Raw genomic sequence first — 21,728 nt, 5'->3', positions numbered from 1 at the left:
TCAGGTGGTTCCTTTCGGAGTCGATCGGATCTCCTCGGACGGTGCGGAAATCTGGTGGTGCGGCGGTGCCTCCGGCGCCGTGTCGGGGGTGAACCAGGGCAGCGCCGGACGCGCGCCGTTCGCCCCGGCCGGTCCGGTGGAGGGGGGCGCGGAGGGGGGCGGCGGTGGCGCGGCCCGGGCCGTACGGGGCCGTACCTTGTCCACGACGGCCATGCCGATCCGGAAGACCGTCGCCGCGACCACGACGCACAGCAGCACCCAGAAGAGCGTGACGCCCCACGGCCGTCCCACCGCCCACGGCTGTTCGACGAGCAGCTTGGATCCGTAGCGCAGCGAGATCAGATAGTCGCCATGGGCCCCGGCCGACAGTTCGACGTTCAGCTTGACCTGCGCCTTCTTCCCCGGCTGGATCGTCCCCCGCCATCGCTGCTCCTCCCAGGAGGGGGCGAAGACGCCGTGCGAGGTGCCCACGTCGAAGACCGGATCGCGGGCCGGGGTCGAGCCGAGATTGCCGACGGTGACGACGAGCCGTCGGCTCGGCGGTGCGCCGAACCAGGTCAGCAGCCCGCTGGAGCCGTCGAGCCGGGCCGAGAGCACGCTCAGCCGCTCGCCTCCGCTCCGCTCCTTCGGCAGCGGCGCGACCGGATGCCCGGCGACCTTGAACGCCACGTCCGCGGCGGCGGCTTCACCGGTGACGGTCGCTATATGGATGACACAGGGACAGGGTTTGGGCGGCTCGGAAACCGGGAGCTTCTTGGTGAAGGTGCCGTCCGCGCCGACGGTGACGGCCCTGCCGTCGCCGTTGGCGCAGGAGTTGGTGCCCCCGATCATGTTCTGCCCGCAGATGAGCAGGGTGAGCAGGGCACGCGGCCGCCATCGGGCGCCGGTCACGGTGACCGTGCCGCCGGTGCCCGCCTCGGCCCGGGAGACCTTCGCGGTCGGGCCCTCGGCCGCCTCGGCGCCGCCCGTAAGGGGTGCGCCGAGGCTGAGAAGGACCAGGGCGAGCACGGTGACCACGGCGGAGGGCCGGGCCGGGGTGCCTGCGCGTCGGCATGGGTTCACGTGGTCGCTCCTGCCCCTGTGCTCTGCGGTTGCGGCTGCGGTCCCGGGGTGCGGCGTCGGCGCCGTCGTCTTCGCCGCAGCCAGACGCCTCCGCCGGCGCCCGCGCCCACCAGAGCCGCCGCCGCGGGGGCGAGCAGCCACCACGGGACGGCCGTGTAGCGGGCGGTCGCCGTGGCGTGCGCGCCCCCGCCCGCGGTGACCGTGAGCCGCACGTCCACCGAGTCGAGGGCGGGCGGGTGCGGCCAGCTCTCGGTGAGCCGCACCCGTTTGCCCGGCGGCAGCTCGACCGGCAGGGTGCGCGGGTCCCGGCGCAGCACCTGGCCGAAGAGCCCGTCGGCGCGTACGGCCAGCCGAGGGGTGAGCACGGTGTTGCCGCGGTTGACGAGGGCGTAGCGGATGGCCGCCCGGTCGCCGCGGCCCTGGATCGTCACGTCCTCCACGGCGAGGGCGGACAGCGTCGCACCGCTGATCCGCAGCCGCAGCCGGACCGCGATCTCGCGGCCGCCGGAGGAGACCATGACCGCGCCGGGGCGTTCGCCGGGCACCGCGTCGGAGGGGACGGTGAGGGTGAAGGGGATGTCGGCGCGGGTGCGGGGCGGCACCGTGACCCGCTGTTCGGCGAGCGCGATACGGACGCCGTCGGCGCCGCGCAGCCGGACGGTGCGGGGGCGCTCGCCCTTGTTGGTGACCGACAGCTTGTCCTCCAGGACGGCGCCGGGCCCGCCTTCGAGGTAGATGTACGGCCGGTCGCCCGCGCCCGGTGCGCTGCCGCCGCCGGCGGCGGGAGCCGCCGACCAGCCGGGTCCGGCGGCGCCCGCCGGGGCGGCCCAGGGCGCCGGGGTCACCAGGAACGCGGCCAACAGGGCCGGGACACACACGCGGGCGGCTGGACGGGCGACGGCATGCACGGCTGTACGGCCGAGCGCTCGGCCGGCTGTACGGCTCACCGCACGGCCGGCTGTACGGCCGACCGCTCGGCTCACGGCACGGATACGCGACGGCATCGGCGGCTCCTCGGATGCCGCGAGCGTCAGGGCGTCCGCTGACGGCGGGTCAGCCAGAGCGCCCCGGCCACTCCGGCGAGCAGCACCGTGCCGCCGAGGGTGCCGAGCGCGACGGCGGAGTCCGCTGGTCCGGTCTGTGGCAGCTGGTCGCTGCCGGAGCCGCCCTGCGCACCGCCGGAGCCGCCCGTACTCGTACCGCCCGTGCTGCCCGTACCGCCGGTGGAGCCGGAGTCCCCGCCACCGCCCGCGCCCTTGACGTCCAGCGTCAGCGAGGGCTTGGGGTTGTTGCCGGGGGTGCAGGTCGTGGTCGTTCCCAGCGCCTTGATGGTGAGGGTCGAGGCGGTGAAGGTGACCTTTCCGCTCTTCTTGGGGGTGTAGGTGCCCGACAGGTCACTGATCTTGATCGGGGTGTTGGCCGGGATGGCCTTGTCGTTGGCGGGCCCCGCCACCGAGACCGTGCCGCTCTCCGCCCCGCCCAGTTTGATGAGCGCGCTGGGGTGCATGGCGCCCTTGCCGAGCTCGACGGGGCTGGAGGAGACGCCCTTCTCGAAGGACATCGTGAGCTTGTAGGCGCCGCCGCTCGCGGTGCTCTTGATGTCGATCGGCGATACGGCGCTCTTGTCGCCGATCGGCGTCTTGCACTGGTAGTCGACGTCCACGGTGTCGGCGTGCGCGGCCGGGGCGGCGAGGAGCACCACGGAGCCGGCCAGGGCCGCCGCGAGCGTGAGGGCGCCGCCACGGCCGGCCGGGCGCCGTTGGTTGTGGGACACCACGAGATCCCCTCTCGTCAAGCGCCGCAGCCGAATGTAACTGACGGCACATCAGATTGGGCGCTGACGGTACGCCGGGGACCTTGCCAAGGGAAGACAAAAAGCACGCCGGATCGGCGCGAAGCGGAGAAGAGGGGTGAAGCGGCCGCCGCGGCGGCGGGATCAGGCGGACCCGGGGCCGGAAATGGGACGGGGGTCAGGCGGGCCCGGGGCCGGACATGCGGCGAGGGTCAGGCGGACCCGGGGCCGGGCCTGCCGGAGGAGACCCCGGCCGTGGTGGGCACGGCCGGCTCGGCGCGGCGGATCAGCCGGGCCTGCGGGCGGACGGCGGCATCGTGGTGGGGCGTGAGCCGCGCTCTTCAGCCCGGCGCGGCGAGTTCGGCCCAGACCGTCTTGCCGGATCCCTCCACGTTCCGCACGACCCCCCAGTCGAGGCACAGCCGCTGGACGATGAACATGCCGTGGCCGCCGGGCCGGCCGGCGCGGTGCGGGGTGCGCGGCGCGGGCGTACCGGTGCCGAGGTCCACGACCTCGAGGCGGAGCACTTTGGCGTTACAGCTGACGCGCAGCTCCTCGGGACCCTCGGCGTGCAGACAGGCGTTGGTCACCAGCTCGGAGACGACGAGCAGGACGTCCTCGGCGGCGGCCCGGTGGTCGGCGGTCGCGGCCGGAAGCCACCCCCAGTCGCGCAGCGCCTCGCGTGTGAAGTCGCGGGCGCGCGGAACGGCCCCGCTGGCCCCGATCAGAGCGAGCCTGCGGGTCTGGCGGATGGGGCCGGCCGTCGGGGGTGCCGGGGGTGCCGGTGGGGAGGCCGAAGCCGCGGGGCCGTCCGGGTCCGGGCCGCGGTCGCCCGGCGGGTACGGCCGGGTGGTGCTCATCAGCGCTTCACCTCACCGATTCACCGATTCAGGGTCAAGGGATACCTGATCTCTTCAACAGTTTCAGCCTGTCTCCTGCCCGGCCAAAGCGTGAGAACACCCACTACTTCCGCCCCACTGATGTGACGCAGGCAACGCATCGATGACCCATCGATGACACGCCGGGAACAGGAGTGACCTATGTCACTCGACAAGCGCTGCGTCGAGCGACTCATGCACCGTAAAGACGGCGTCCGCGCCCGTGATCTCGAACACTCGGGCAACGATCGGCAGCATCCCGGCCAGATGGACGCCGCCGCCTTCGGCTTCGGCCTTGAGTCGTGCACCGAGAAGGACATTGAGCCCGGTGGAGTCGCAGAACTCCAGCTTCGAGCAGTCCACCACCAGCCGGACACGTCCCCCCTCTACGCACTTCTCGAGCGGCTCGCGCAACACTTCGGCGGTGTGGTGATCCAACTCACCCGCCGGTGTCACGACCGCGCTCGCCCCGTGGTGCCGAACCTCGACCTGGAGCCGGCCTTTGCTGGCGCTGCCGACCATCCCGCGGTCCATCTGCGCACCTCTTCTGGCGTCTCGTTGCTTTCGATTGCGCGCATCGAACCCTACGCCTTCTACCCGGTCCTCTGGTAGCTGAACATTTCGCATAGTTCGGCAAATTCGGCAAATATGGACAACGCGGACTTGCCACTTGGTGGCTGATGCAGGTAGGCGTAGAGGGTCACATCCGCTTACGGCCCGGCTTTGGAGGCGCCGCTCACCGGAGCAGCACGTTATGGCACCGGCAGCCATATGCCGAGAACGATGGAGGAGACTATGTCACCCCGCCTCGACGACACGCGTACCGAACCCTCGGGGAGTACCCGGACCACCGTTTCGTCGGCCCCCCTGCCCGAGCAGTTCACCCCCGACGCGGACGCCCAGGCGACCGTTGGCCTCTTCGATGAACTGCCGGAATTGTCCGATCTGCCGGAAATACCTCCTTATGACACGGTAGCACCGGTAGACGCGAGGGCTCTGTCGAAGACCCTTTTCGAACGTCTCGAGGTGCTGGAGGAAGGCACCCACGAGTACGCCTATGTGCGTAACACCCTGGTCGAGCTCAACTTGGCGCTGGTCAAGTTCGCCGCCTCCCGGTTCCGCTCCCGCAGCGAGCCGATGGAGGACATCGTCCAGGTCGGCACCATCGGCCTGATCAAGGCCATCGACCGCTTCGAGACCGGCCGGGGCGTCGAGTTCCCGACCTTCGCGATGCCGACGATCGTCGGTGAGATCAAGCGCTTCTTCCGCGACACCAGCTGGTCGGTGCGCGTACCGCGGCGGCTGCAGGAGCTCCGTCTCGACCTGGCCAAGGCCGGCGACGAACTCGCCCAGCGGCTGGACCGCGCCCCCACCGTCGGCGAGCTGGCCGAGCGGCTGGACATCAGCCAGGCCGAGGTCGTCGAGGGCATGGCCGCGAGCAACGCGTACACCGCGAGCTCGCTGGACGCCCAGCCGGAGGAGGACGACTCCGAGGGAGCGCTGGCGGACCGGATCGGCTACGAGGACCACGGACTCGAAGGCATCGAGTACGTCGAGTCCCTGAAGCCTCTGATCGCCGATCTGTCCGCGCGCGACCGGAAGATCCTCTCCCTGCGCTTCGTGGCCAATATGACGCAGTCGGAGATCGGCGAGGAGCTGGGCATCTCCCAGATGCATGTCTCGCGGCTGCTGTCGCGCACCCTCCGTCGGCTCCGCAAGGGTCTGATGATCGAGGAGTGACGTCTCCGCAGACGAGTAAGGGCCCGCCCCCGGCCGACCGGGACGGGCCCTTATCCGTGCGTGCTGCCGCTCCGTCAGCTCACATCACGTCACGCGTCAGAGCAGAGTGCCGCCCAGCCACACCGCCGAGATCAGCGGGACACCGGGGCGGTAGGCGAGGTGCACATGGGACGGGGCGTCCAGCAGCGCCAGATCGGCGCGGGCGCCCGGGCTCACCCGGCCCACGTCGGTACGGCGCAGGGCCCGCGCCCCACCGGCCGTGGCGGCCCACACCGCCTCGTCGGGGGTCATCCCCATCTCCCGTACGGCCAGGGCCACACAGAACGGCATGGAGCTGGTGAAGGACGAGCCCGGGTTGCAGTCCGGGGACAGCGCGACTGTGGCGCCCGCGTCGAGCAGCCGGCGCGCGTCCGGATAGGTCGAGCGGGTGGAGAACTCCGCCCCGGGGAGCAGAGTGGCCACCGTCTCCCCCTGGGCCAGCGCGTCGACGTCCGCGTCGGTCAGATGCGTGCAGTGGTCGGCCGAGGCGGCGCCCAGCTCCACCGCGAGCTGCACCCCGGGGCCGTAGGAGAGCTGGTTGGCGTGGACCCGCGGGATCAGCCCGCGCTCCTTGCCCGCGGTCAGGATGGTGCGGGCCTGGTCGCCGTCGAAGGCGCCCTGCTCGCAGAAGACATCGATCCAGCGGGCGTACGGGGCGCAGGCGTCCAGCATCGGGCCGGTGACCAGATCCACGTACGCGGCCGGGTCGTCGGCGAACTCGGGGGCGACGATATGTGCCCCGAGGAAGGTCACCTCGTCGGTGTGGGCACCGGCGATGGTCAGCGCGCGGGCCTCGTCCTGCGAGGTCAGCCCGTAGCCGGACTTGATCTCGAGGGTTGTGGTGCCCTGGCGGCGCGCCTCGGCCACATAGCGGCCGACGTTGGCGTGCAGCACGTTGTTCGACGCGGCGCGGGTGGCGGCGACGGTCGTGCGGATCCCGCCCGCGCTGTACGGGCGGCCGGACATCCGGGCGTTGAACTCCTCGGTCCGGTCGCCCGCGAAGACCAGATGGGAGTGGGAGTCCACAAAGCCCGGAATGGCCGCCCGGCCACCGGCGTCGACCCGGTTGTCGGTGGCGGGTGCTTTGCTGGACTCACCGACCCAGGCGATGCGGTCGCCGTCGATGACGACGGCCGCGTCCCGGATCAGGCCGAGGGGGCCTTCACCGAGGGAGGGGTCATTGGTGACCAGACCGGCGATGTCGGTGATGGCGGTCGTGGTCGGCGCGGTCGTCGCAGTCGTCGCGGTGGTCATCGTGGGGGTGTTCTCCTTCGTCGGCCGTTGCGGTGGCGGCCGGGTCACCGTCCGTGCAGGGCTTCGATGGCTTCGGCCAGTGCTTGCGGGACGCGTGGGACGAGCTGATGGGTGCCGTCCCGTACGACATGGCGGCCGCCGACCACGGTGTGCCGGACGTCCGCGTTGGTCGCCGCGAATACGGCGGTCTCGGCGCCCAGCCGGGGCGGCGGCCCCGCCGTGCGCACCGAGTCCAGCGCGACCGTGGTGAGGTCGGCGAGCGCGCCCACCTCGATCCGGCCGGCCTCCGCGCCCCAGCCGAGCGCCGCGTGACCGTCCACGGTGGCGGCCCGCAGCAGCTGGGGCGCGGTCCAGTGGCCCCGGGCGCGGGTGCGCAGCCGCTCGTCCAGCTCCATGGCGCGGGCCTCCTCCAGGATGTCGATCACGGCATGGCTGTCGCTGCCCAGCGAGAGCGGTGAGCCCGCGCTCTGCAGCTCGGCGGCCGGGCCGATCCCGTCGGCGAGGTCACGCTCGGTGGTCGGGCACATGCAGACACCCGTGGCGGCGTGGCCCAGGAGCCGGATGTCGCCGGGGGTGAGATGGGTGGCGTGCACGGCGGTCGTCTCCGGGCCCAGCACACCGTGGTCGGCCAGCAGCCGGGTGGGGGTGAAGCCGTGCGCCTCCACACAGGCGTCGTTCTCGGCGGTCTGCTCGGAGAGATGGACGTGCAGGGGCGCCGTGCGCTCCTGGGCCCACCCCGCCACGGTCGCCAGCTGATCGGCGGGGACGGCCCGCACCGAGTGGATCGCCGCGCCGATGCGGGTGTTGCCGTCGCTCTTCAGCTCCGAGACCCGCTCGGCCCAGGCGTCCGCCGTGCCGTCGGAGAAGCGCAGCTGGTGCTCGTTGGGCTCGGCCCCGAAACCGGAGGAGAGATAGCAGGTGTCGAGCAGGGTGATCCGGATACCGGCCTCGGCCGCGGCCGCGATCAGGGCCTCCCCCATCGCGTTGGGGTTGCCGTAGCGGGTGCCGCCGGGCGCGTGGTGGAGGTAGTGGAACTCCCCCACGCAGGTGATCCCGGCCATCGCCATCTCGGCGTAGACGGCGCGGGCCAGCTCGAAGTAGCTGTCCGGGGTCAGCCGGTCGGCGACCCCGTACATCACCTCGCGCCAGGTCCAGAAGGAGTCCGGCGCGCCCGCCGCCTTGTTCCCCGCCCTGTTCCCCGCCTCGGCCCCCGCCTCGCTCTCCGCCTGTACGACACCGCGCAGGGCCCGGTGGAAGGCGTGGCTGTGGGCGTTGGCCAGACCGGGGATGGTCAGACCGCGGAGCGTGACGGACCCGGCGGGCGGCCGTGGGCTGCCGGGCACCACCGCCGCGATCCGTCCGTTGGCCGCGGCCACGATCACCACGTCCGACCGCACGCTTCCGTCCACCCAGGCGTGCTCCGCCCAGTACGTCTGCGCCGTCAGTGACACGCCAGGCCCTCCAGTACCTCCGCAAGCGCGGCCACACCGGCGAGGCAATCGTCCTCGCCCGCCGTCTCCGCGGGTGAATGCGAGACGCCGGTGGGGTTCCTTACAAACAGCATGGCCGTAGGAACGGACGCCGACAAAATGCCGGCGTCGTGCCCGGCCCCGGTCGGCAGCACCGGAACGCCGCCCAGCAGCCCGGACAGCCGGTCCCGCAGGTCGTGGGCGAACTCGACGACCGGGGTGAACGACTCCCGGGTGACCCGCACGTCCACCCCGTCGCGCTCTCCGCGCTCCAGCGCGGCGCGCTCGATCTCGCCGACCACGGCGGCCAGGGTCTCCTCGTCGGCGGCGCGCGAGTCCAGCCAGCCGCGGACCAGGCTCGCGATCGCGTTGACCCCGTTCGGCTCGACGCTGACCTTGCCGAACGTCGCCAGCGCCCCGGCGATCCTGGCCTTCTTACGGGCCGCGAGGACGGTGTTGGCGTAGGTGAGCATCGGATCGCGGCGGTCCTCGATCCGGGTCGTCCCGGCGTGGTTGGCCTCGCCGTGGAAGTCGAACCGCCAGCGGCCGTGCGGCCAGATCGCGGACGCGACGCCCACGGCGTCGTTGCTGGCGGCGGAGCCGCTGTCGGACCGCGCCGCCAGGGCACGCCCCTGCTCGATATGCAGCTCGACGAACGCGCCGATGCGGGCCAGCCGCTCCGGGTCGGGCCCGATGGCGTCCGGATCGTATCCGGCGCGCTCCATCGCCTGGGGGAGGCTCAGCCCGTCCCCGTCGCGCAGCTGGTGCGCCTGGTCCAGGGTGAGCTGCCCGGCGGTCAGCCGGGAGCCCACGCAGGCCAGACCGAAGCGGGCGCCCTCCTCGTCGCCGAAGTTGACGATGGCGAGCGGTTTGGCGGGGTGCGCGCCCCGTGCTCGCAGCTCGTCGAGGGCGGCGAAGGAGGAGACGACGCCCAGCGGGCCGTCGAAGGCGCCGCCGTCCGGGACGGAGTCGAGGTGGGAGCCGGTGACCACGGCGTTTCCGGCGGTGGGGTCGCCGAGCCAGGCCCATTGGTTGCCGTTGCGGTCCACTTCGTAGGTGAGGCCGCGGTTCTGGGCTTGCTCTTTGAACCACGTTCTGCAGTCGGCGTCGGCTTCCGTCCAGGCGTAGCGGCGGTAGCCGTTTGTTGTTGTGTTGCGACCGATGGGGGCCAGGTCGCGCCACATCTCGTGGAACGACGCGCCGGTCGTGTTGGGTGCGCCCACGCCCGTCTCAGCCTCCGTTTCATGTGCGAGTACGGGCCGGTGGGTGGGTTGTGCCCACCCGTCCCTCCCCCAGCTACCGCTGGGAGGTACCCCCTCCGCGGGACGATTGCCCACAACAGTCACTCCGTCTCCCTCATCGGGATCCGTACGTTCCGCTCCTCCGCCACCTCGTCCGCGCGGTCGTAGCCCGCGTCCACGTGGCGGATCACGCCCATGCCGGGGTCGTTCGTCAGCACCCGGCGGATCTTCTCGCCCGCCAGCGCCGTGCCGTCGGCGACCGTGACCTGGCCCGCGTGGATCGAGCGGCCCATGCCGACGCCGCCGCCGTGGTGGATGGAGACCCAGGACGCGCCCGAGGCCACGTTGACCATGGCGTTGAGCAGCGGCCAGTCGGCGATCGCGTCCGAGCCGTCCAGCATGGCCTCGGTCTCGCGGTACGGGGAGGCCACCGAGCCGCAGTCGAGGTGGTCGCGGCCGATCGCCAGCGGTGCGGCGAGCGTGCCGTCGGCGACCATCTCGTTGAACCGCTCGCCCGCCTTGTCGCGCTCGCCGTAGCCGAGCCAGCAGATACGCGCGGGCAGCCCCTGGAAGTGGACCCGCTCCCCCGCCATCTTGATCCAGCGGGCCAGCGACTCGTTCTCCGGGAACAGCTCCAGCATCGCCTTGTCCGTGGCCGCGATGTCCCTCGCGTCGCCGGACAGGGCGGCCCAGCGGAAGGGGCCCTTGCCCTCGCAGAACAGCGGCCGGATGTAGGCGGGCACGAAGCCGGGGAAGGCGAAGGCGCGGTCGTAGCCCGCGAGCTGGGCCTCGCCGCGGATCGAGTTGCCGTAGTCGAAGACCTCGGCGCCCGCGTCCATGAAGCCGACCATGGCCTCCACGTGGCGGGCCATCGCCTCGCGCGCCCGCTGGGTGAAGTCGGCGGGCTTCTCGGCGGCGTACGACGCCATCTCGTCGAAGTCCACGCCGATCGGCAGATACGACAGCGGGTCGTGGGCGCTGGTCTGGTCGGTGACGATGTCGATCGGGGCGTTCATCGCGAGGAGCTGCGGGACCAGCTCGGCCGCGTTGCCCAGCACGCCGATCGACAGGGGGCGCCGGGCGTCGCGCGCCTCGGTGGCCAGCTGCAGCGCGTGGTCCAGGCTGTCGGCGCGGACGTCCAGGTAGCGGTGCTCGATACGGCGCTCGATGGCACGCGGGTCGCAGTCGATGCAGATCGCGACGCCGTCGTTCATGGTGACGGCCAGCGGCTGGGCGCCGCCCATGCCGCCGAGGCCCGCGGTGAGGGTGATCGTCCCGGCCAGGGTGCCGTGAAACTTCTTGGCCGCCACGGCCGCGAAGGTCTCGTAGGTGCCCTGGAGGATGCCCTGGGTGCCGATGTAGATCCAGGAGCCCGCGGTCATCTGGCCGTACATGGTCAGGCCCAGCGCCTCCAGGCGGCGGAACTCCTCCCAGTTGGCCCAGTCGCCGACCAGGTTGGAGTTGGCGATCAGCACCCGCGGCGCCCATTCGTGCGTCTGCATGACGCCCACCGGGCGGCCCGACTGGACCAGCATCGTCTCGTCCTGCTTGAGCGTGCGCAGGGTGCGGACCATGGCGTCGAACGAGCGCCAGTCGCGGGCCGCCTTACCGGTGCCGCCGTAGACGACGAGCTTGTCGGGGTGCTCGGCGACCTCCGGATCGAGGTTGTTCTGCAGCATCCGCAGGGCGGCTTCCTGCTGCCACCCCCGAGCGCTGAGCTCTGCACCACGCGGCGCCCGTACGGGTCGCGGTCCTGTCATGGGGCCAAGCCTCCCTGCCATCGATTGGATCGAGTTATTCACATCTTGATGCCGATGAATATGACTAGTCAATACCGCGGAGCTGCGCATACACCCGGGTGGTTCAGCGGCGCGGGCTCGCGGGCGACGCGAACGGCACGGTCCGGCCCCCCGGGGTAGCGTCACCGGAAGGTGTCCGCTCCGCCCGCCGAGGAGCCCTGCGTGTCCCTTCCCGCGACCCACCGCGAGGTCCGTCTGGCGGCCCTGCCCGAAGGGGCACTCACCCCCGCTCACTTCGAGGTCGTCACCGCTCCCGTCCCCAGCCCCGGCCCCGGTCAGGTGCTGGTGCGCAACCGGCTGATGAGCGTCTCCGCCGTGATGCGCCCGCTCACCCTCGCCGACCCCGACACCCTCGGCCTTCCCCGGCCGCCGCACAAGACCGGCGAGGTGATGCGGGGCCCTGCCCTCGGCGAGGTTCTCCGCGCGCCGGGCACGGAGCTCGCCCCCGGGACCCTCGTCCGCCACCGCGCGGGCTGGCGCGAATACGCGCTGCTCGACGCCGCGCAGGCGGCGTCCATCGACCCCGAGGCGCTGCCGGACCCCGCCGCCCATCTGTCGCAGGGGTTCGCCGCCTGGCTGGGGGTGGTGCGCGGGGCCGGGGTACGGCGCGGCGACACGGTGTTCGTCACCGGCGCGGCGGGCGGCGTGGGCTCCCTGGCCGGGCAGTTCGCCCGGCTGCACGGCGCCGAACGGGTCGTCGGCTCCACCGGCTCCCACGACAAGGCCGACCGGCTGACGCGGGAGCTGGGCTACGACGCGGTCGTCCTCCGCGGCGCCGGACCGATCGAGGAGCAACTGCGCGCGGCCGCCCCCGACGGCATCGACGTCCTCCTCGACACCGTCGGCGGCGAACAGCTGCGGGCCGCCCTGGCGGTGGCCCGCCGCAACGCCCGTTTCGCCCTGGTCGGCGCGCTGGCCGCGCAGCTGTCCGACGACGCGTCGGCCCCGACCGGGATCAGCACCCTGGCGCTCATCGCCCGGGGCATCACCCTGCGCGGCATCAGCGCGATGGACCACCAGGACGCCATGCCCGCGTACACGCGCGAGTTCGGCCGGGCGCTGCGCGAGGGCACCCTCAGCTATCCGTACACCCGGCTGACGGGGATCGGCCAAGCGCCGCGCGCGCTGTGCGAGTTGGTGGCGGGCCGTCACCTCGGGGCGGTGCTGGTGGAGCTGTAGCCCTCGGACGGTGTGCTGGAGCTGTAGCCCGGTGTGCCGGGGTGGAGCCCTCGGGCGGGGTGCCTGCCGGGGAACCCTCGGGGCGGGGCTGGTGCGGGTGGCCGAGCGCGGTCGGTCCGAGGCCATGAGCCGCTCCGACGTGATGCGCGTTTCGTCATGGTTCATGCCCCCAGCGTCACCTCGCCCATCGCCCCCAGCCGGGCCCCACGCATCCTCGGAGCCACCAGGGCAGGCTCAGACCGCGCCGGGCGCCTAGCGTGGAGGTATGGCGGAGAGCACGAATCGGCTGGGCGCCTGGCGCTGCTGTCGGGGCTCGCGGCCGACGCCGGGCAAGACCCCCGGAACGGCTCTGGGAACGGCCCCGGGAACGGCCCCGGGGCAGTTGGTCCGCAGCCGTCCCCGGATGGTTGGCTGAGGCCATGACTTCGAAACCGGTGACGATGGCCGCCCGGCGCGAACGGGCCGTTCGGGCCGCCGTGGAGCAGGGGCTGCTGGGCCCGGATCGGCCCGTCGTCGGGCTGCTGGACGTGGCCGGGATCCGCGCCGCCGCGGCCGAACTGCGCGCGGCCTTCGAGGACGTCGTCACGCCCGGCACCCCCGTGCTGCACGCGTTCGCGGTCAAGGCCGCCGCGCTCGTCCCGGTCCTGCGGCTGCTGGCCGACGAGGGCCTGGGCTGCGAGGTGGCCAGCCCCGGCGAGCTGGCGCTGGCCCGCGCGGCGGGGGTGACCCCCGACCGGATCGTCCTGGACTCCCCCGCCAAGACCCCCGCGGAGCTGTGCGAGGCCCTCGACCTGGGCATCGCCGTCAACGCCGACAACCCACAGGAGCTGGACCGGCTCGGCGCGCTGGTGGGGCACAGCGCGGACCCGCCCGCGCCCCTGGGCCTGCGGATCAACCCGCAGGTGGGCGGCGGCAGCATCGACGCGATGAGCACGGCCACCGCGACCTCCAAGTTCGGCGTCGCCCTCCAGGACCCGGGGGCGCGCGAGTGGGTCGTCCGCGCCTTCGCCGAGCGCCCCTGGCTCACCCGGCTGCACGCCCACGTCGGCTCCCAGGGCTGTCCGCTGGAGCTGATGGCGGCGGGCATACGGGTCGCCTATGAACTGGCCGAAGAGATCAACGGGGCGGTCGGCCGACAGCAGATCGACGCCCTCGACATCGGCGGCGGCCTCCCGGTGAACTTCGCCTCCGACGAGATCACCCCCAGCTACCGGGAGTACGCACAGCTGCTGCGGACCACCGTGCCGGGCCTCTTCGACGGGCGGTACAAGCTGGTCACCGAGTTCGGGCGGTCCCTCCTGGCCAAGTCCGGCCTGGTGCTGGCGCGGGTCGAGTACGCCAAGTCCGCGGGCGGCCGCCCGATCGCGGTCACCCACGCGGGCGCCCAGCTCGCCACCCGTACGGTCTTCGCCCCCGAGGCCTGGCCCCTGCGCGTCACGGCCTACGACCCGGAGGGCCGCCCCAAGGCCGGGGGCTCCTCCGACGGCCAGGTGCCCCAGGACATCGCCGGTCCCTGCTGTTTCGCGGGCGACCTGGTCGCCCGCGACCGGCCCCTGCCGGAGCTGGCGGCGGGCGATCTGGTCGGCCTGCTGGACACCGGCGCGTACTACTTCTCCAACCACTTCGCGTACAACAGCCTGCCCCGCCCCGGGATCTACGGCTTCGACGCGACGAGTCCCGACGGCGATGTGCGCTTCGCGACGGTACGGGAGCCGCAGACGGTGGACGAGATCGTGACCGAGAGCGGTGCGAAGCATGCGCTGGGCCTGAGCCGGTTGCGGTAGGGCGCGGGGCGCCCAGGCTGTGGGGCTCCGAAGTCCGAACCGTACAGGTGGCGCTTTCGTCTGGGCTGGCGTTGATTGAGCATCGGGCCAGGTGGGGGCGGGCGCGGGCCACGTCGCCGACCACCGGCCAGGTGGGGGCGAAGCCCGGTGGCGGCCTCTGTGACCCGGAGCCGAGGCCGTTGCCGGACTGCGGGCCCCGCGTGGCCCGGCCCCCTCCACCGGGGGCGGGGGTACCCCCTTCAGGAAAACGCTTGATCTGGCGCAACTAATTTGTCAAACATTTTCGAGAGGGGTACCCAACCCCCCGGCAGTCCGGAGCGGCGCGAAGCCCGGGCCGGAGGGGCGCCGCGACCGGGCCCGCCCCCACGGGCGGGCCGTCGGCGACGGACCCCGGCCAGGGCACCCCCGCCCCCATGCTCAAGGCGCCGAAGGCGCGAGACGGCGCCGCACCGACCCACGCCGCGCAACCCCGCCGGGGCAACCCCCTCAGACCCCCTCAGACCCCCTCAGAGGCGACCCTCGACGCCGGGCACTTCTCAGCGCCCGGCCGCCGCCATCGCGCGGGAGCGCCTCGCGCCGCCCGGCCCCGCGTCGCCGGCCACGATGCCCGTCGTCTGGTAGGCGTCCACCGCCTTGCCCGCGGGGCGCCCGCCGGAGACCCGCTCGGTGCGGACCCACAGCAGCACCTCGTTCGCGCGCTCCCAGCGGCCCAGCCACAGCGCCTTGGCCCACAGCCCGGCGCCGAGCCCCGCCAGCAGCATCCCGCCCGCCGCCGGAACGGCGAAGGACGAGCCGATCGCGGCGAGGAAGGCCAGCAGCAGCCACCACCGCAGGGCGCGTCGGCGCGTCCTTACGGTCACCGCGCGGTCCTGGAGGAAGACCGACTTGCCGGCACGCGAGGCACCGCGCGCCAGCTCCAGATACCGCTTCCTGCGCATCACGAACACCACGACCGCGGCGATCAGGAAGAGCGCCGCCCCGGCGAGCACTCCGATCCGGCGCCCGGTCAGCCCCGGCACCAGCGCTCCGATCCCCGCGGCCAGCACACCGGGCCACCACAGCCACCCCGCAGGGGCCCTCACGACAACCGCCGCCCGTGCCAGCGCATACGCCCCGCGCCCCACGACCGACCTCCTCACCCTGGCGAATCCCTGATGAATCCCTGTCGAATCGAGGAATCTAGCCAGGATGCCTGAGAATTGGGTGAGAGGGACGGGATCGGGACACAGAGCGGGCCGGAAAACCCGAGCAGCCCAAGAGCCCACAGGCCCCGAGAGCCGTCAGGACCCCGAGAGCCCTCAACCCCGCTTCAGCCGCGGCTCGGCCGCTCACTCCACGAACAGTCCCCGCTCCGCCGCCTTCGCGTCGAACTCCTCCAGCCGCGCCTGCGCATCCGGCAGCGCGTCGCACATCGCCTCCAGCAGCACCCGCCCCAGCAGCATCGGCGCACACGCGGTGTCGAAGGCCAGGCCCGTGCCGACCGCCGCGGGCAGCAGCAGATCGCTGTGGCGGGCGATCGGGGCGAAGGCGCTGTCGGCGACGGCGACCACGGTCAGCCCCGCCTCCTGGGCGTACTCCAGCCCCTCCACGACCTCCCGCGGATGCCGCGGCAGCGCGAAGCACAGCAGCGCCGTGGCGCCCGCGCGCTTCGCCGCGTCGACGCGGTCGGCGAGCATCGTGCCGCCCTCGTCGAGCAGCCGCACGTCCGGATGGACCTTGCCCGCGAAGTAGCTGAAGCCGCGCGCCTGCGCGGAGGCGGCGCGCAGCCCGAGGACCAGCAGCGGGCGGGAGTCGGCGAGCAGCCGGCCGGCCCGGACGACGGGGGCGGGGTCGGCCAGCAGCGCGGCGAGATGGCGCAGATTGTCGATCTCGGACTGCACGGCCTGCTGGTACTCGTTGTACGACCCCTCGTCCGCCTCCGGCTCGGCGGGGGCGACATCGCGCAGATGCTTGCGCAGCGCCGGATAGCCGTCGAAGCCGAGGGCGACCGCGAAGCGGGTCACGGACGGCTGGCTGACGCCCGCGAGTTCGGCCAGCTCGACGCTGGAGAGGAACGGCGCGTCCGCGGCCCGCCGCACCATGCAGTGGGCGATCCGCCGCTGGGTCGGGGTCAGCCGGTGGCCCTCGAAGAGCGCCTGCAGCCGGGCGGCGGTCGAGGCACCGGAAGCGGCCGAGGCGACCGAACCCGCCGAAGCGGCCGTCGCAGCGACCGGACCGCCCGCGCCCACCGGCACCCCCGGTGGCGCCATCCGGGCACCGCTCACCCCGTCGCTCACCCCATGGTCCGTACTCATCGCGTCCTCCTGACCCTCGTACCCTCGTCCCTCATACCCCTGCCAGCCGGTCGAGCAGGCGCGCGGCCACCGCCACATCCTCCGTCAACGGCCGGTCCTCCATGCGGGGATCGAGCACTTCCGACGCCATGGCGAAGGCGACACCGGCCGGGAGCTCCGGGTCCGGTTCCAGACCGCGCTGGCGCAACGCCCGTACCGCCGCGACCAGTTCGCAGCCCAGCACCAGCCGGTAGTGGTCGGCGACGCGGAGCGTCTGGCGGGCGCCGAGCGAGGCGAAGCTGGCCTGTTCCTCGACACCGCGGGAGAGCACGGCATGGCCCAGCGAGGCGGGGTGGGAGACCGCGCGCATCTCGCCGAGGGCCGCCCCCGCCGCGTATTCGAGGATCATCACGCCCGAGCTGGCGGGCGCGGCGTCGCCGAGGAAGGGGCGCAGCCGGGTGAAGTCGGGTTCGCTGAGCGCGGCGAGCCGGGCCGTGGAGAGCCGGGCGGTCTGCAGCGCGGCGAGCCGGAAGGCGTCCAGGGCGAGGGCGGCGTGCGCGGCGTAGAAGTTGCCGTGGTGGTAGGCGGCCTCGTCGGCGGAGCTGATCAGCGGGTTCTCGGTGGCCGCGTTGAAGTCGACGGTCAGCACCCGCTCCAGCGCCTCCGCCGCGTCCAGCGCCGGTCCGTGGATCTGCGGCAGACAGCGGAAGCCGTACGGGTCCTGTATGCGCCCGAGCGGTGGGGTGGGCCGGGCCGGAGCGCCCAGCAGGGCGCGCATCCGGGCGGCGGCCTCGACGGAGCCGGGGTGCGGCCGGGCGGCGTGCACGGGTTCGGCGTACGCCTCGTACGACCCGCCGACCGCGATCAGCGAGAGCGCGGCCACCGAGAGCGAGGCGGACAGCAGCCGCCGCAGCTCGGCGAGGGCGAGCGCGGACTGGCCGAGGGTGAGGGCGTTGCTGCTGATGAGCGCGAGTGCGTCGTTGCTGTCGAGCACGATCGGGTCGGGGGCGCGGCGCCCCGGGGCGGCCTCGGTGAGGTCCCAGGGGTGCTCGCCGACGAGCGCGAGACCGGTCTGGGCGAGCGCGGCGAGGTCCCCGGTGCCGACCGCGCCGTATTCGTTGATCACCGGGTGGGCGCCGCTGTCGAGCCCCTCGACCAGCGCGGTGACGACGGCGGGGCGCAGTCCGGCGCCGCCCGCCAGCAGCTGATTGGCGCGGACGGTCATCATGGCGCGCACCTCGCGCGCGGGCAGCGGTGCGCCGATCGCGCCCGCGTGGCTGCGCAGCAGCCGCAGCCCGTGGTCGGAGTCGGCCGGGCCGACGTCCTCGGTACGGTTGGCGCCCACGCCGGTGCTCCGGCCGTAGACGCGCCCGGTGGCGGCCAGCCGGTCCGCGGTCTCCCAGGCGCGCTCGGCCAGGGCGAGCGCGGTCGGGTCGGGCGCCGCGGGCCGGCTGACGCGGTCGGCCAAGCGGGCGATATCGACGACGCGTAGGCTCCGGCCGTCCAATGTGATGCGCTGAGCTGTGCCGCCTGTGCCCTCGGCCGCCGCGGCATCAGCATCCAGCATGTGAGACAACATCCAGGGCAACCCCTCTCGAAACGCCCATTCCGGGCCAGCCGCCAGGCACTTCGTCCACATCGCGAGCAGAAGTAACCGGTGATTAACGCAGACCTCTTGACTTCTATTCACTCGACTATGACTGTGCATGACTATATGCAGACAGGGCAAGGGGAAGCGGATGATCAGCTTCAAGGACGTCAGTAAGCACTACCCGAACGGCACCACAGCCGTGGACCGGCTCAGCCTCGAACTCCCGGAAGGGGGCATCACGGTTCTTGTCGGCTCCTCGGGCTGCGGCAAGACCACCACCCTCCGCATGGTCAACCGCATGGTCGAGCCGAGCAGCGGCACGGTGAGCGTGGCCGGGCGTGATGTCCTCGCGGCGGACGCCGCCGAGCTGCGGCGCGGCATCGGCTATGTGATCCAGCAGGCCGGGCTCTTCCCGCACCGTACGATCCTCGACAACATCGCCACCGTCCCGCTGCTGCTGGGCTGGGGCCGCCGCAAGGCGCGGACCCGCGCCGCCGAGCTGCTGGAGCTGGTCGGGCTGCCCGGCGACTCCGGCAAGCGCTATCCGCACCAGCTCTCGGGCGGTCAGCAGCAGCGCGTCGGGGTGGCCCGCGCGCTGGCCGCCGATCCGCCGGTGCTGCTGATGGACGAGCCGTTCGGCGCGGTCGACCCGGTCGTACGGACCCAGCTCCAGAACGAGCTGCTGCGGCTGCAGAGCGAGCTGCGCAAGACGGTCGTCTTCGTCACCCACGACATCGACGAGGCGGTACGGCTCGGCGACCGCATCGCGATCTTCCGCACCGGCGGCCATCTCGTCCAGTGCGCACCCCCCGCCGAACTGCTGGCGAGCCCCGCCGACGACTTCGTGGCGGGCTTCCTGGGCGCCGAGCGCGGGCTGAAGCTGCTCTCCCTGTCCACTCTCGCGGATCTGCCGCGGGAGCCCGTCCCCGCCGACGGGGACCGCTGGCGGCTGGTCACCTCCGAGCGCGGTGAGCCGCTGGGCTGGCGCGACACCGAGGGGCCGGAGGGCGACCGGGCGCCGCTGCTGCCGGTGCGGGCGCTGCGGGACGGCGATTCACTGCTCACCGCCCTGGACGAGTCGCTGGCCTCCCCCGCCGGTCTGGTGGCCCGGGTGGACGCCGACGGCGTGCTGACCGGGGTCACCGGGCGCGAGCGCATACATGAGTTCGCGGGGCGCCGCCACGCGGAGGCGGGCCGCGCGGCGGCCCTCAAGAACGCTGCCGAAGCCGACGAAGCCCCCGGCACCGCTGAAGCCGCCGCGCCCCATGGCGAGACCGACGACGAGGGCACCCCGGCCTCCGACCCGAGCGTGACCGCATGACCGTCGACTGGGGCTGGTTCCCCGATCACCAAAGCGACCTGGTCACGCTCACCCTCGACCACCTCTCCACCGCCGTCCCCGCCGTCCTCTTCGGTCTGCTGATCGCACTGCCGCTGGCCGTGATCGCCCACCGGGTGCGGGCCCTGCGCGGACTCCTCCTCGGGCTCTCGAACATCCTGTTCACGATCCCGTCCATCGCGATCTTCGTCCTGCTGCTGCCGATCACCGGCCTCACCCGCACCACCGCCATCACCGGCCTGACCATCTACACCCTGGTCGTGCTGCTCCGGAACACCGTGGAGGGGCTCGACAGCGTCCCCACCAAGGTCCGCGAGGCATCCACCGCGATGGGCGCCCGTCCGCTGCGCACCCTGCTCACCGTCGAGCTGCCGCTCGCCTTCCCGGTGATCATGGCGGGCGTACGGGTCGCCACGGTGATGGCGATATCCCTGGTCAGCGTGGCCAGCTACATCGGGTACGGCGGTCTCGGCCAGCTGTTCACCGACGGCTTCCAGCGCAACTACCCCACCCCCGTCGTGGCCGGGGTCCTTCTGTCCCTGCTGCTCGCGCTGGTCGCGGACGCCGTGCTGGTCACCATCCAGTGGCTGTGCACCCCGTGGCTGAGGAGGCGTGCCTGACATGATCGAACTGCTCAAGGACCTCCTCCGCTGGCTGACCAGCGGCTCCCAGTGGTCCGGGACCGACGGCATCGCGACCCGCCTCCTGGAACACCTCCAGTACTCCCTGCTGGCCACCCTGGTCGCCGCCGCCATCGCCCTCCCGGTCGGGCTGCTCATCGGGCACACCGGACGCGGCGCGTTCCTCGCCATCAACCTCTCCGGCTTCGGACGGGCGCTGCCCACCGTCGGCCTGGTCACCCTGGTCTTCCTGGCCAGCGGGCTGAGCATGTGGCCGGTGTACATCTCGCTGGTCGCCCTCGCGGTCCCGGTGATCGTCACCAATACGTACGCGGGCATGGCCGCCGTCGACCCCGAGGTCCGGGACGCGGCGCGGGGCCAGGGCATGCGCTGGTACCAGGTGCTGTTCCAGGTCGAGCTGCCCCTCGCACTCCCGCTGATCATGACCGGGCTGCGGCTGGCCTGCGTCCAGGTCGTGGCCACCGCCACCATCGCCGCGTACGTCAGCTTCGGCGGGCTCGGCCGCTACGTCTTCGACGGGCTCGCCCAGCGCGATCTGGTGCAGGTGCTGGGCGGGGCGGTGCTGGTCGCCGTGCTGGCCATCGCCCTGGACCTGGCGCTGGCCGGAGTGCAACGCCTGCTGTTCCGCAACCGCCCCCCGCGCGCCCACGCGCACTGACGTCACCGACCCACTCCGGATCCGAGGAGAGCACCCCATGAACCGCAGGAAACTGCTCGGCGGCCTGCTCGCCGGCGCCTCCGTACCCGCGCTGGCCGCCTGTAGCGGCGGCGTCACCTCGCTCAAGGGCGACGGCGGCAGCGGTGGCTCGGGCGGCGGCAGCAGCCTGGGCGGCCTGGTCATCGGCACCGCCAACTTCACCGAGAACCAGCTGCTGGGCTATCTCTACGCCGAGGCGCTGAAGGGCGCGGGCATCAAGACGAGCGTGCGGCCCAACCTCGGCTCCCGCGAGATCGTCATCCCCGCCCTCCAGCAGGGCGATATCGATCTGCTCCCCGAGTACCAGGGCAATCTGCTGCTCCACTTCGACGACAAGGCCCCCCAGACCGAGGCCGGCGACCTGCAGAACGCCCTCACCGTCGCCCTCCCCAGCGGCCTGGAGGCCCTGTCGTACGCGGCCGCCGAGGACAAGGACGTCTTCTGCGTCACCCATGAGGCCGCGCAGAAGCACGGTCTGCGCAGCTTCGCCGACCTGGCCAAGCAGAACGGCAAGCTGGTCTTCGGCGGCCCGGCCGAGGACAAGAAGCGCGTGGTCGGCCTGGTGGGCCTCAAGGACCGCTACGGCGTGACCTTCAAGGAGTTCAAGGCCCTCGACGCCTCCGGCCCCCTGGTCAAGGGCGCGTTGAAGAAGGGCGATGTCGACGTCGCCAACCTCTTCTCCACCGACCCCGACATCGAGGCCAACGACTGGGTGATCCTCGCCGACCCCAAGGCCCTCATCCCCGCCCAGCACATCGTGCCCGTCATCCGCTCCGCCAAGGCCGACGCCAAGGTCCGCAAGGCCCTGGCCCGCCTGGGCGGCGCCCTCACCACGCAGGAACTGGCCCGGCTCAACAAGCTGGTGAGCAACGACAAGAAGGACCCGGACCGGGTCGCCGCCGACTGGGCAGCCAAGAACGGCCTCACCAAGAAATAGCGGCAGGAGCACA

At 72.7% G+C, this 21,728-nt stretch carries 19 protein-coding genes; 7 read left to right on the top strand and 12 right to left on the bottom strand.

Annotated elements, in window-relative coordinates; all coding sequences use genetic code 11:
* From J8403_RS25600 to J8403_RS25580, 5 genes are all read right to left on the bottom strand, one after another.
* Entirely contained in the window at nt 1-1,062 is a 1,062-nt protein-coding gene (locus J8403_RS25600) for a hypothetical protein (protein ID WP_211125208.1), read from the bottom strand.
* Complete coding sequence (locus J8403_RS25595) at nt 1,059-2,066, bottom strand: COG1470 family protein (RefSeq protein WP_246585985.1); 1,008 nt, start codon at nt 2,064-2,066, stop codon at nt 1,059-1,061. Before J8403_RS25595 ends, J8403_RS25600 begins: the two co-directional genes overlap by 4 nt.
* A 26-nt stretch (nt 2,067-2,092) precedes the next feature.
* Nucleotides 2,093-2,839 (bottom strand): LPXTG cell wall anchor domain-containing protein, encoded by a 747-nt coding sequence (locus tag J8403_RS25590; protein ID WP_211125206.1) that lies wholly within the window; start codon nt 2,837-2,839, stop codon nt 2,093-2,095.
* Nucleotides 2,840-3,195: 356 nt separating this feature from the next.
* The gene (locus tag J8403_RS25585; RefSeq protein WP_208520919.1) at nt 3,196-3,714 is read right to left on the bottom strand and encodes an ATP-binding protein; all 519 of its coding nucleotides are present in this window, start codon (nt 3,712-3,714) and stop codon (nt 3,196-3,198) included.
* Between the two features lie 183 nt (nt 3,715-3,897).
* On the bottom strand, nt 3,898-4,266 hold the full coding sequence (locus tag J8403_RS25580) for an STAS domain-containing protein (protein WP_069873351.1): 369 nt from the start codon (nt 4,264-4,266) through the stop codon (nt 3,898-3,900).
* A 261-nt stretch (nt 4,267-4,527) separates the two neighbouring features.
* On the opposite strand from J8403_RS25580, the gene J8403_RS25575 reads away from it, so the two are divergent.
* Nucleotides 4,528-5,472 (top strand): RNA polymerase sigma factor SigF, encoded by a 945-nt coding sequence (locus J8403_RS25575; RefSeq protein ID WP_211125205.1) that lies wholly within the window; start codon nt 4,528-4,530, stop codon nt 5,470-5,472.
* Nucleotides 5,473-5,568: 96 nt separating this feature from the next.
* Here J8403_RS25575 and hutI read toward each other — a convergent pair whose 3' ends face one another.
* From hutI to hutU, 4 genes are all read right to left on the bottom strand, one after another.
* The gene (gene hutI, locus J8403_RS25570; RefSeq protein WP_211125204.1) at nt 5,569-6,765 is read right to left on the bottom strand and encodes an imidazolonepropionase; all 1,197 of its coding nucleotides are present in this window, start codon (nt 6,763-6,765) and stop codon (nt 5,569-5,571) included.
* Nucleotides 6,766-6,809: 44 nt separating this feature from the next.
* A complete protein-coding gene (locus tag J8403_RS25565; protein ID WP_211128429.1) occupies nt 6,810-8,210 on the bottom strand; it encodes a formimidoylglutamate deiminase in 1,401 nt (466 codons plus the stop codon).
* Nucleotides 8,207-9,418 carry an allantoate amidohydrolase gene (locus J8403_RS25560; RefSeq protein WP_211128428.1) on the bottom strand — a complete coding sequence of 404 codons (1,212 nt, stop codon included), beginning with the start codon at nt 9,416-9,418 and terminating at the stop codon, nt 8,207-8,209. The genes J8403_RS25565 and J8403_RS25560 overlap by 4 nt, the downstream gene beginning before the upstream one ends.
* Nucleotides 9,419-9,576: 158 nt before the next feature.
* Nucleotides 9,577-11,235 carry a urocanate hydratase gene (hutU, locus tag J8403_RS25555; protein WP_211125203.1) on the bottom strand — a complete coding sequence of 553 codons (1,659 nt, stop codon included), beginning with the start codon at nt 11,233-11,235 and terminating at the stop codon, nt 9,577-9,579.
* A 201-nt stretch (nt 11,236-11,436) separates the two neighbouring features.
* Between hutU and J8403_RS25550 the strand changes: the two genes are divergently transcribed.
* On the top strand, nt 11,437-12,453 hold the full coding sequence (locus tag J8403_RS25550) for an MDR family NADP-dependent oxidoreductase (protein WP_211125202.1): 1,017 nt from the start codon (nt 11,437-11,439) through the stop codon (nt 12,451-12,453).
* 419 nt (nt 12,454-12,872) lie between these two features.
* Nucleotides 12,873-14,237: a type III PLP-dependent enzyme domain-containing protein gene (locus J8403_RS25545; RefSeq protein ID WP_246585984.1), complete on the top strand. Its 1,365-nt coding sequence runs from the start codon at nt 12,873-12,875 to the stop codon at nt 14,235-14,237.
* A gap of 536 nt (nt 14,238-14,773) precedes the next feature.
* Here the strand turns inward: J8403_RS25545 and J8403_RS25540 are convergent.
* The 3 genes from J8403_RS25540 to J8403_RS25530 all read right to left on the bottom strand — a co-directional run bounded on the left by J8403_RS25540 (nt 14,774) and on the right by J8403_RS25530 (nt 18,089).
* Entirely contained in the window at nt 14,774-15,361 is a 588-nt protein-coding gene (locus J8403_RS25540; protein WP_211125201.1) for a hypothetical protein, read from the bottom strand.
* A 204-nt stretch (nt 15,362-15,565) separates the two neighbouring features.
* A complete protein-coding gene (locus J8403_RS25535) occupies nt 15,566-16,531 on the bottom strand; it encodes a MurR/RpiR family transcriptional regulator (protein ID WP_246585983.1) in 966 nt (321 codons plus the stop codon).
* Nucleotides 16,532-16,562: 31 nt separating this feature from the next.
* Nucleotides 16,563-18,089 carry an aromatic amino acid ammonia-lyase gene (locus J8403_RS25530; protein WP_059145152.1) on the bottom strand — a complete coding sequence of 509 codons (1,527 nt, stop codon included), beginning with the start codon at nt 18,087-18,089 and terminating at the stop codon, nt 16,563-16,565.
* 160 nt (nt 18,090-18,249) lie between these two features.
* Here J8403_RS25530 and J8403_RS25525 point away from each other — a divergent pair, with 160 nt between their 5' ends.
* The 4 genes from J8403_RS25525 to J8403_RS25510 are packed head-to-tail and all read left to right on the top strand — an operon-like array spanning nt 18,250 to nt 21,715.
* Complete coding sequence (locus J8403_RS25525) at nt 18,250-19,422, top strand: ABC transporter ATP-binding protein (protein WP_211128425.1); 1,173 nt, start codon at nt 18,250-18,252, stop codon at nt 19,420-19,422.
* Nucleotides 19,419-20,060, top strand: a complete 642-nt coding sequence (locus J8403_RS25520) for an ABC transporter permease (protein WP_059145154.1) — start codon at nt 19,419-19,421, stop codon at nt 20,058-20,060. The genes J8403_RS25525 and J8403_RS25520 overlap by 4 nt, the downstream gene beginning before the upstream one ends.
* 1 nt (nt 20,061) lies before the next feature.
* The gene (locus J8403_RS25515) at nt 20,062-20,739 is read left to right on the top strand and encodes an ABC transporter permease (RefSeq protein WP_059145155.1); all 678 of its coding nucleotides are present in this window, start codon (nt 20,062-20,064) and stop codon (nt 20,737-20,739) included.
* 37 nt (nt 20,740-20,776) lie between these two features.
* Complete coding sequence (locus tag J8403_RS25510; RefSeq protein WP_211125200.1) at nt 20,777-21,715, top strand: ABC transporter substrate-binding protein; 939 nt, start codon at nt 20,777-20,779, stop codon at nt 21,713-21,715.
* Nucleotides 21,716-21,728 lie beyond the last annotated feature (13 nt).

It is taken from the genome of Streptomyces yatensis, from assembly GCF_018069625.1.
Lineage (GTDB): Bacteria > Actinomycetota > Actinomycetes > Streptomycetales > Streptomycetaceae > Streptomyces > Streptomyces yatensis.
This window is presented reverse-complemented; position numbering and strand designations above follow the sequence as displayed.

What these genes read in the sequence shown, in the direction of transcription:
- J8403_RS25595 (WP_246585985.1), bottom strand. Translation starts at nt 2,066, where the DNA reads ATGCCGTCGCGTATCCGTGCCGTGAGCCGAGCGGTCGGCCGTACAGCC.
- J8403_RS25585 (WP_208520919.1), bottom strand. Translation starts at nt 3,714, where the DNA reads ATGAGCACCACCCGGCCGTACCCGCCGGGCGACCGCGGCCCGGACCCG.
- J8403_RS25580 (WP_069873351.1), bottom strand. Translation starts at nt 4,266, where the DNA reads ATGGACCGCGGGATGGTCGGCAGCGCCAGCAAAGGCCGGCTCCAGGTC.
- J8403_RS25575 (WP_211125205.1), top strand. Translation starts at nt 4,528, where the DNA reads ATGTCACCCCGCCTCGACGACACGCGTACCGAACCCTCGGGGAGTACC.
- hutI (WP_211125204.1), bottom strand. Translation starts at nt 6,765, where the DNA reads ATGACCACCGCGACGACTGCGACGACCGCGCCGACCACGACCGCCATC.
- J8403_RS25560 (WP_211128428.1), bottom strand. Translation starts at nt 9,418, where the DNA reads ATGTGGCGCGACCTGGCCCCCATCGGTCGCAACACAACAACAAACGGC.
- hutU (WP_211125203.1), bottom strand. Translation starts at nt 11,235, where the DNA reads ATGACAGGACCGCGACCCGTACGGGCGCCGCGTGGTGCAGAGCTCAGC.
- J8403_RS25545 (WP_246585984.1), top strand. Translation starts at nt 12,873, where the DNA reads ATGACTTCGAAACCGGTGACGATGGCCGCCCGGCGCGAACGGGCCGTT.
- J8403_RS25535 (WP_246585983.1), bottom strand. Translation starts at nt 16,531, where the DNA reads ATGAGTACGGACCATGGGGTGAGCGACGGGGTGAGCGGTGCCCGGATG.
- J8403_RS25530 (WP_059145152.1), bottom strand. Translation starts at nt 18,089, where the DNA reads ATGTTGTCTCACATGCTGGATGCTGATGCCGCGGCGGCCGAGGGCACA.
- J8403_RS25525 (WP_211128425.1), top strand. Translation starts at nt 18,250, where the DNA reads ATGATCAGCTTCAAGGACGTCAGTAAGCACTACCCGAACGGCACCACA.
- J8403_RS25520 (WP_059145154.1), top strand. Translation starts at nt 19,419, where the DNA reads ATGACCGTCGACTGGGGCTGGTTCCCCGATCACCAAAGCGACCTGGTC.
- J8403_RS25515 (WP_059145155.1), top strand. Translation starts at nt 20,062, where the DNA reads ATGATCGAACTGCTCAAGGACCTCCTCCGCTGGCTGACCAGCGGCTCC.
- J8403_RS25510 (WP_211125200.1), top strand. Translation starts at nt 20,777, where the DNA reads ATGAACCGCAGGAAACTGCTCGGCGGCCTGCTCGCCGGCGCCTCCGTA.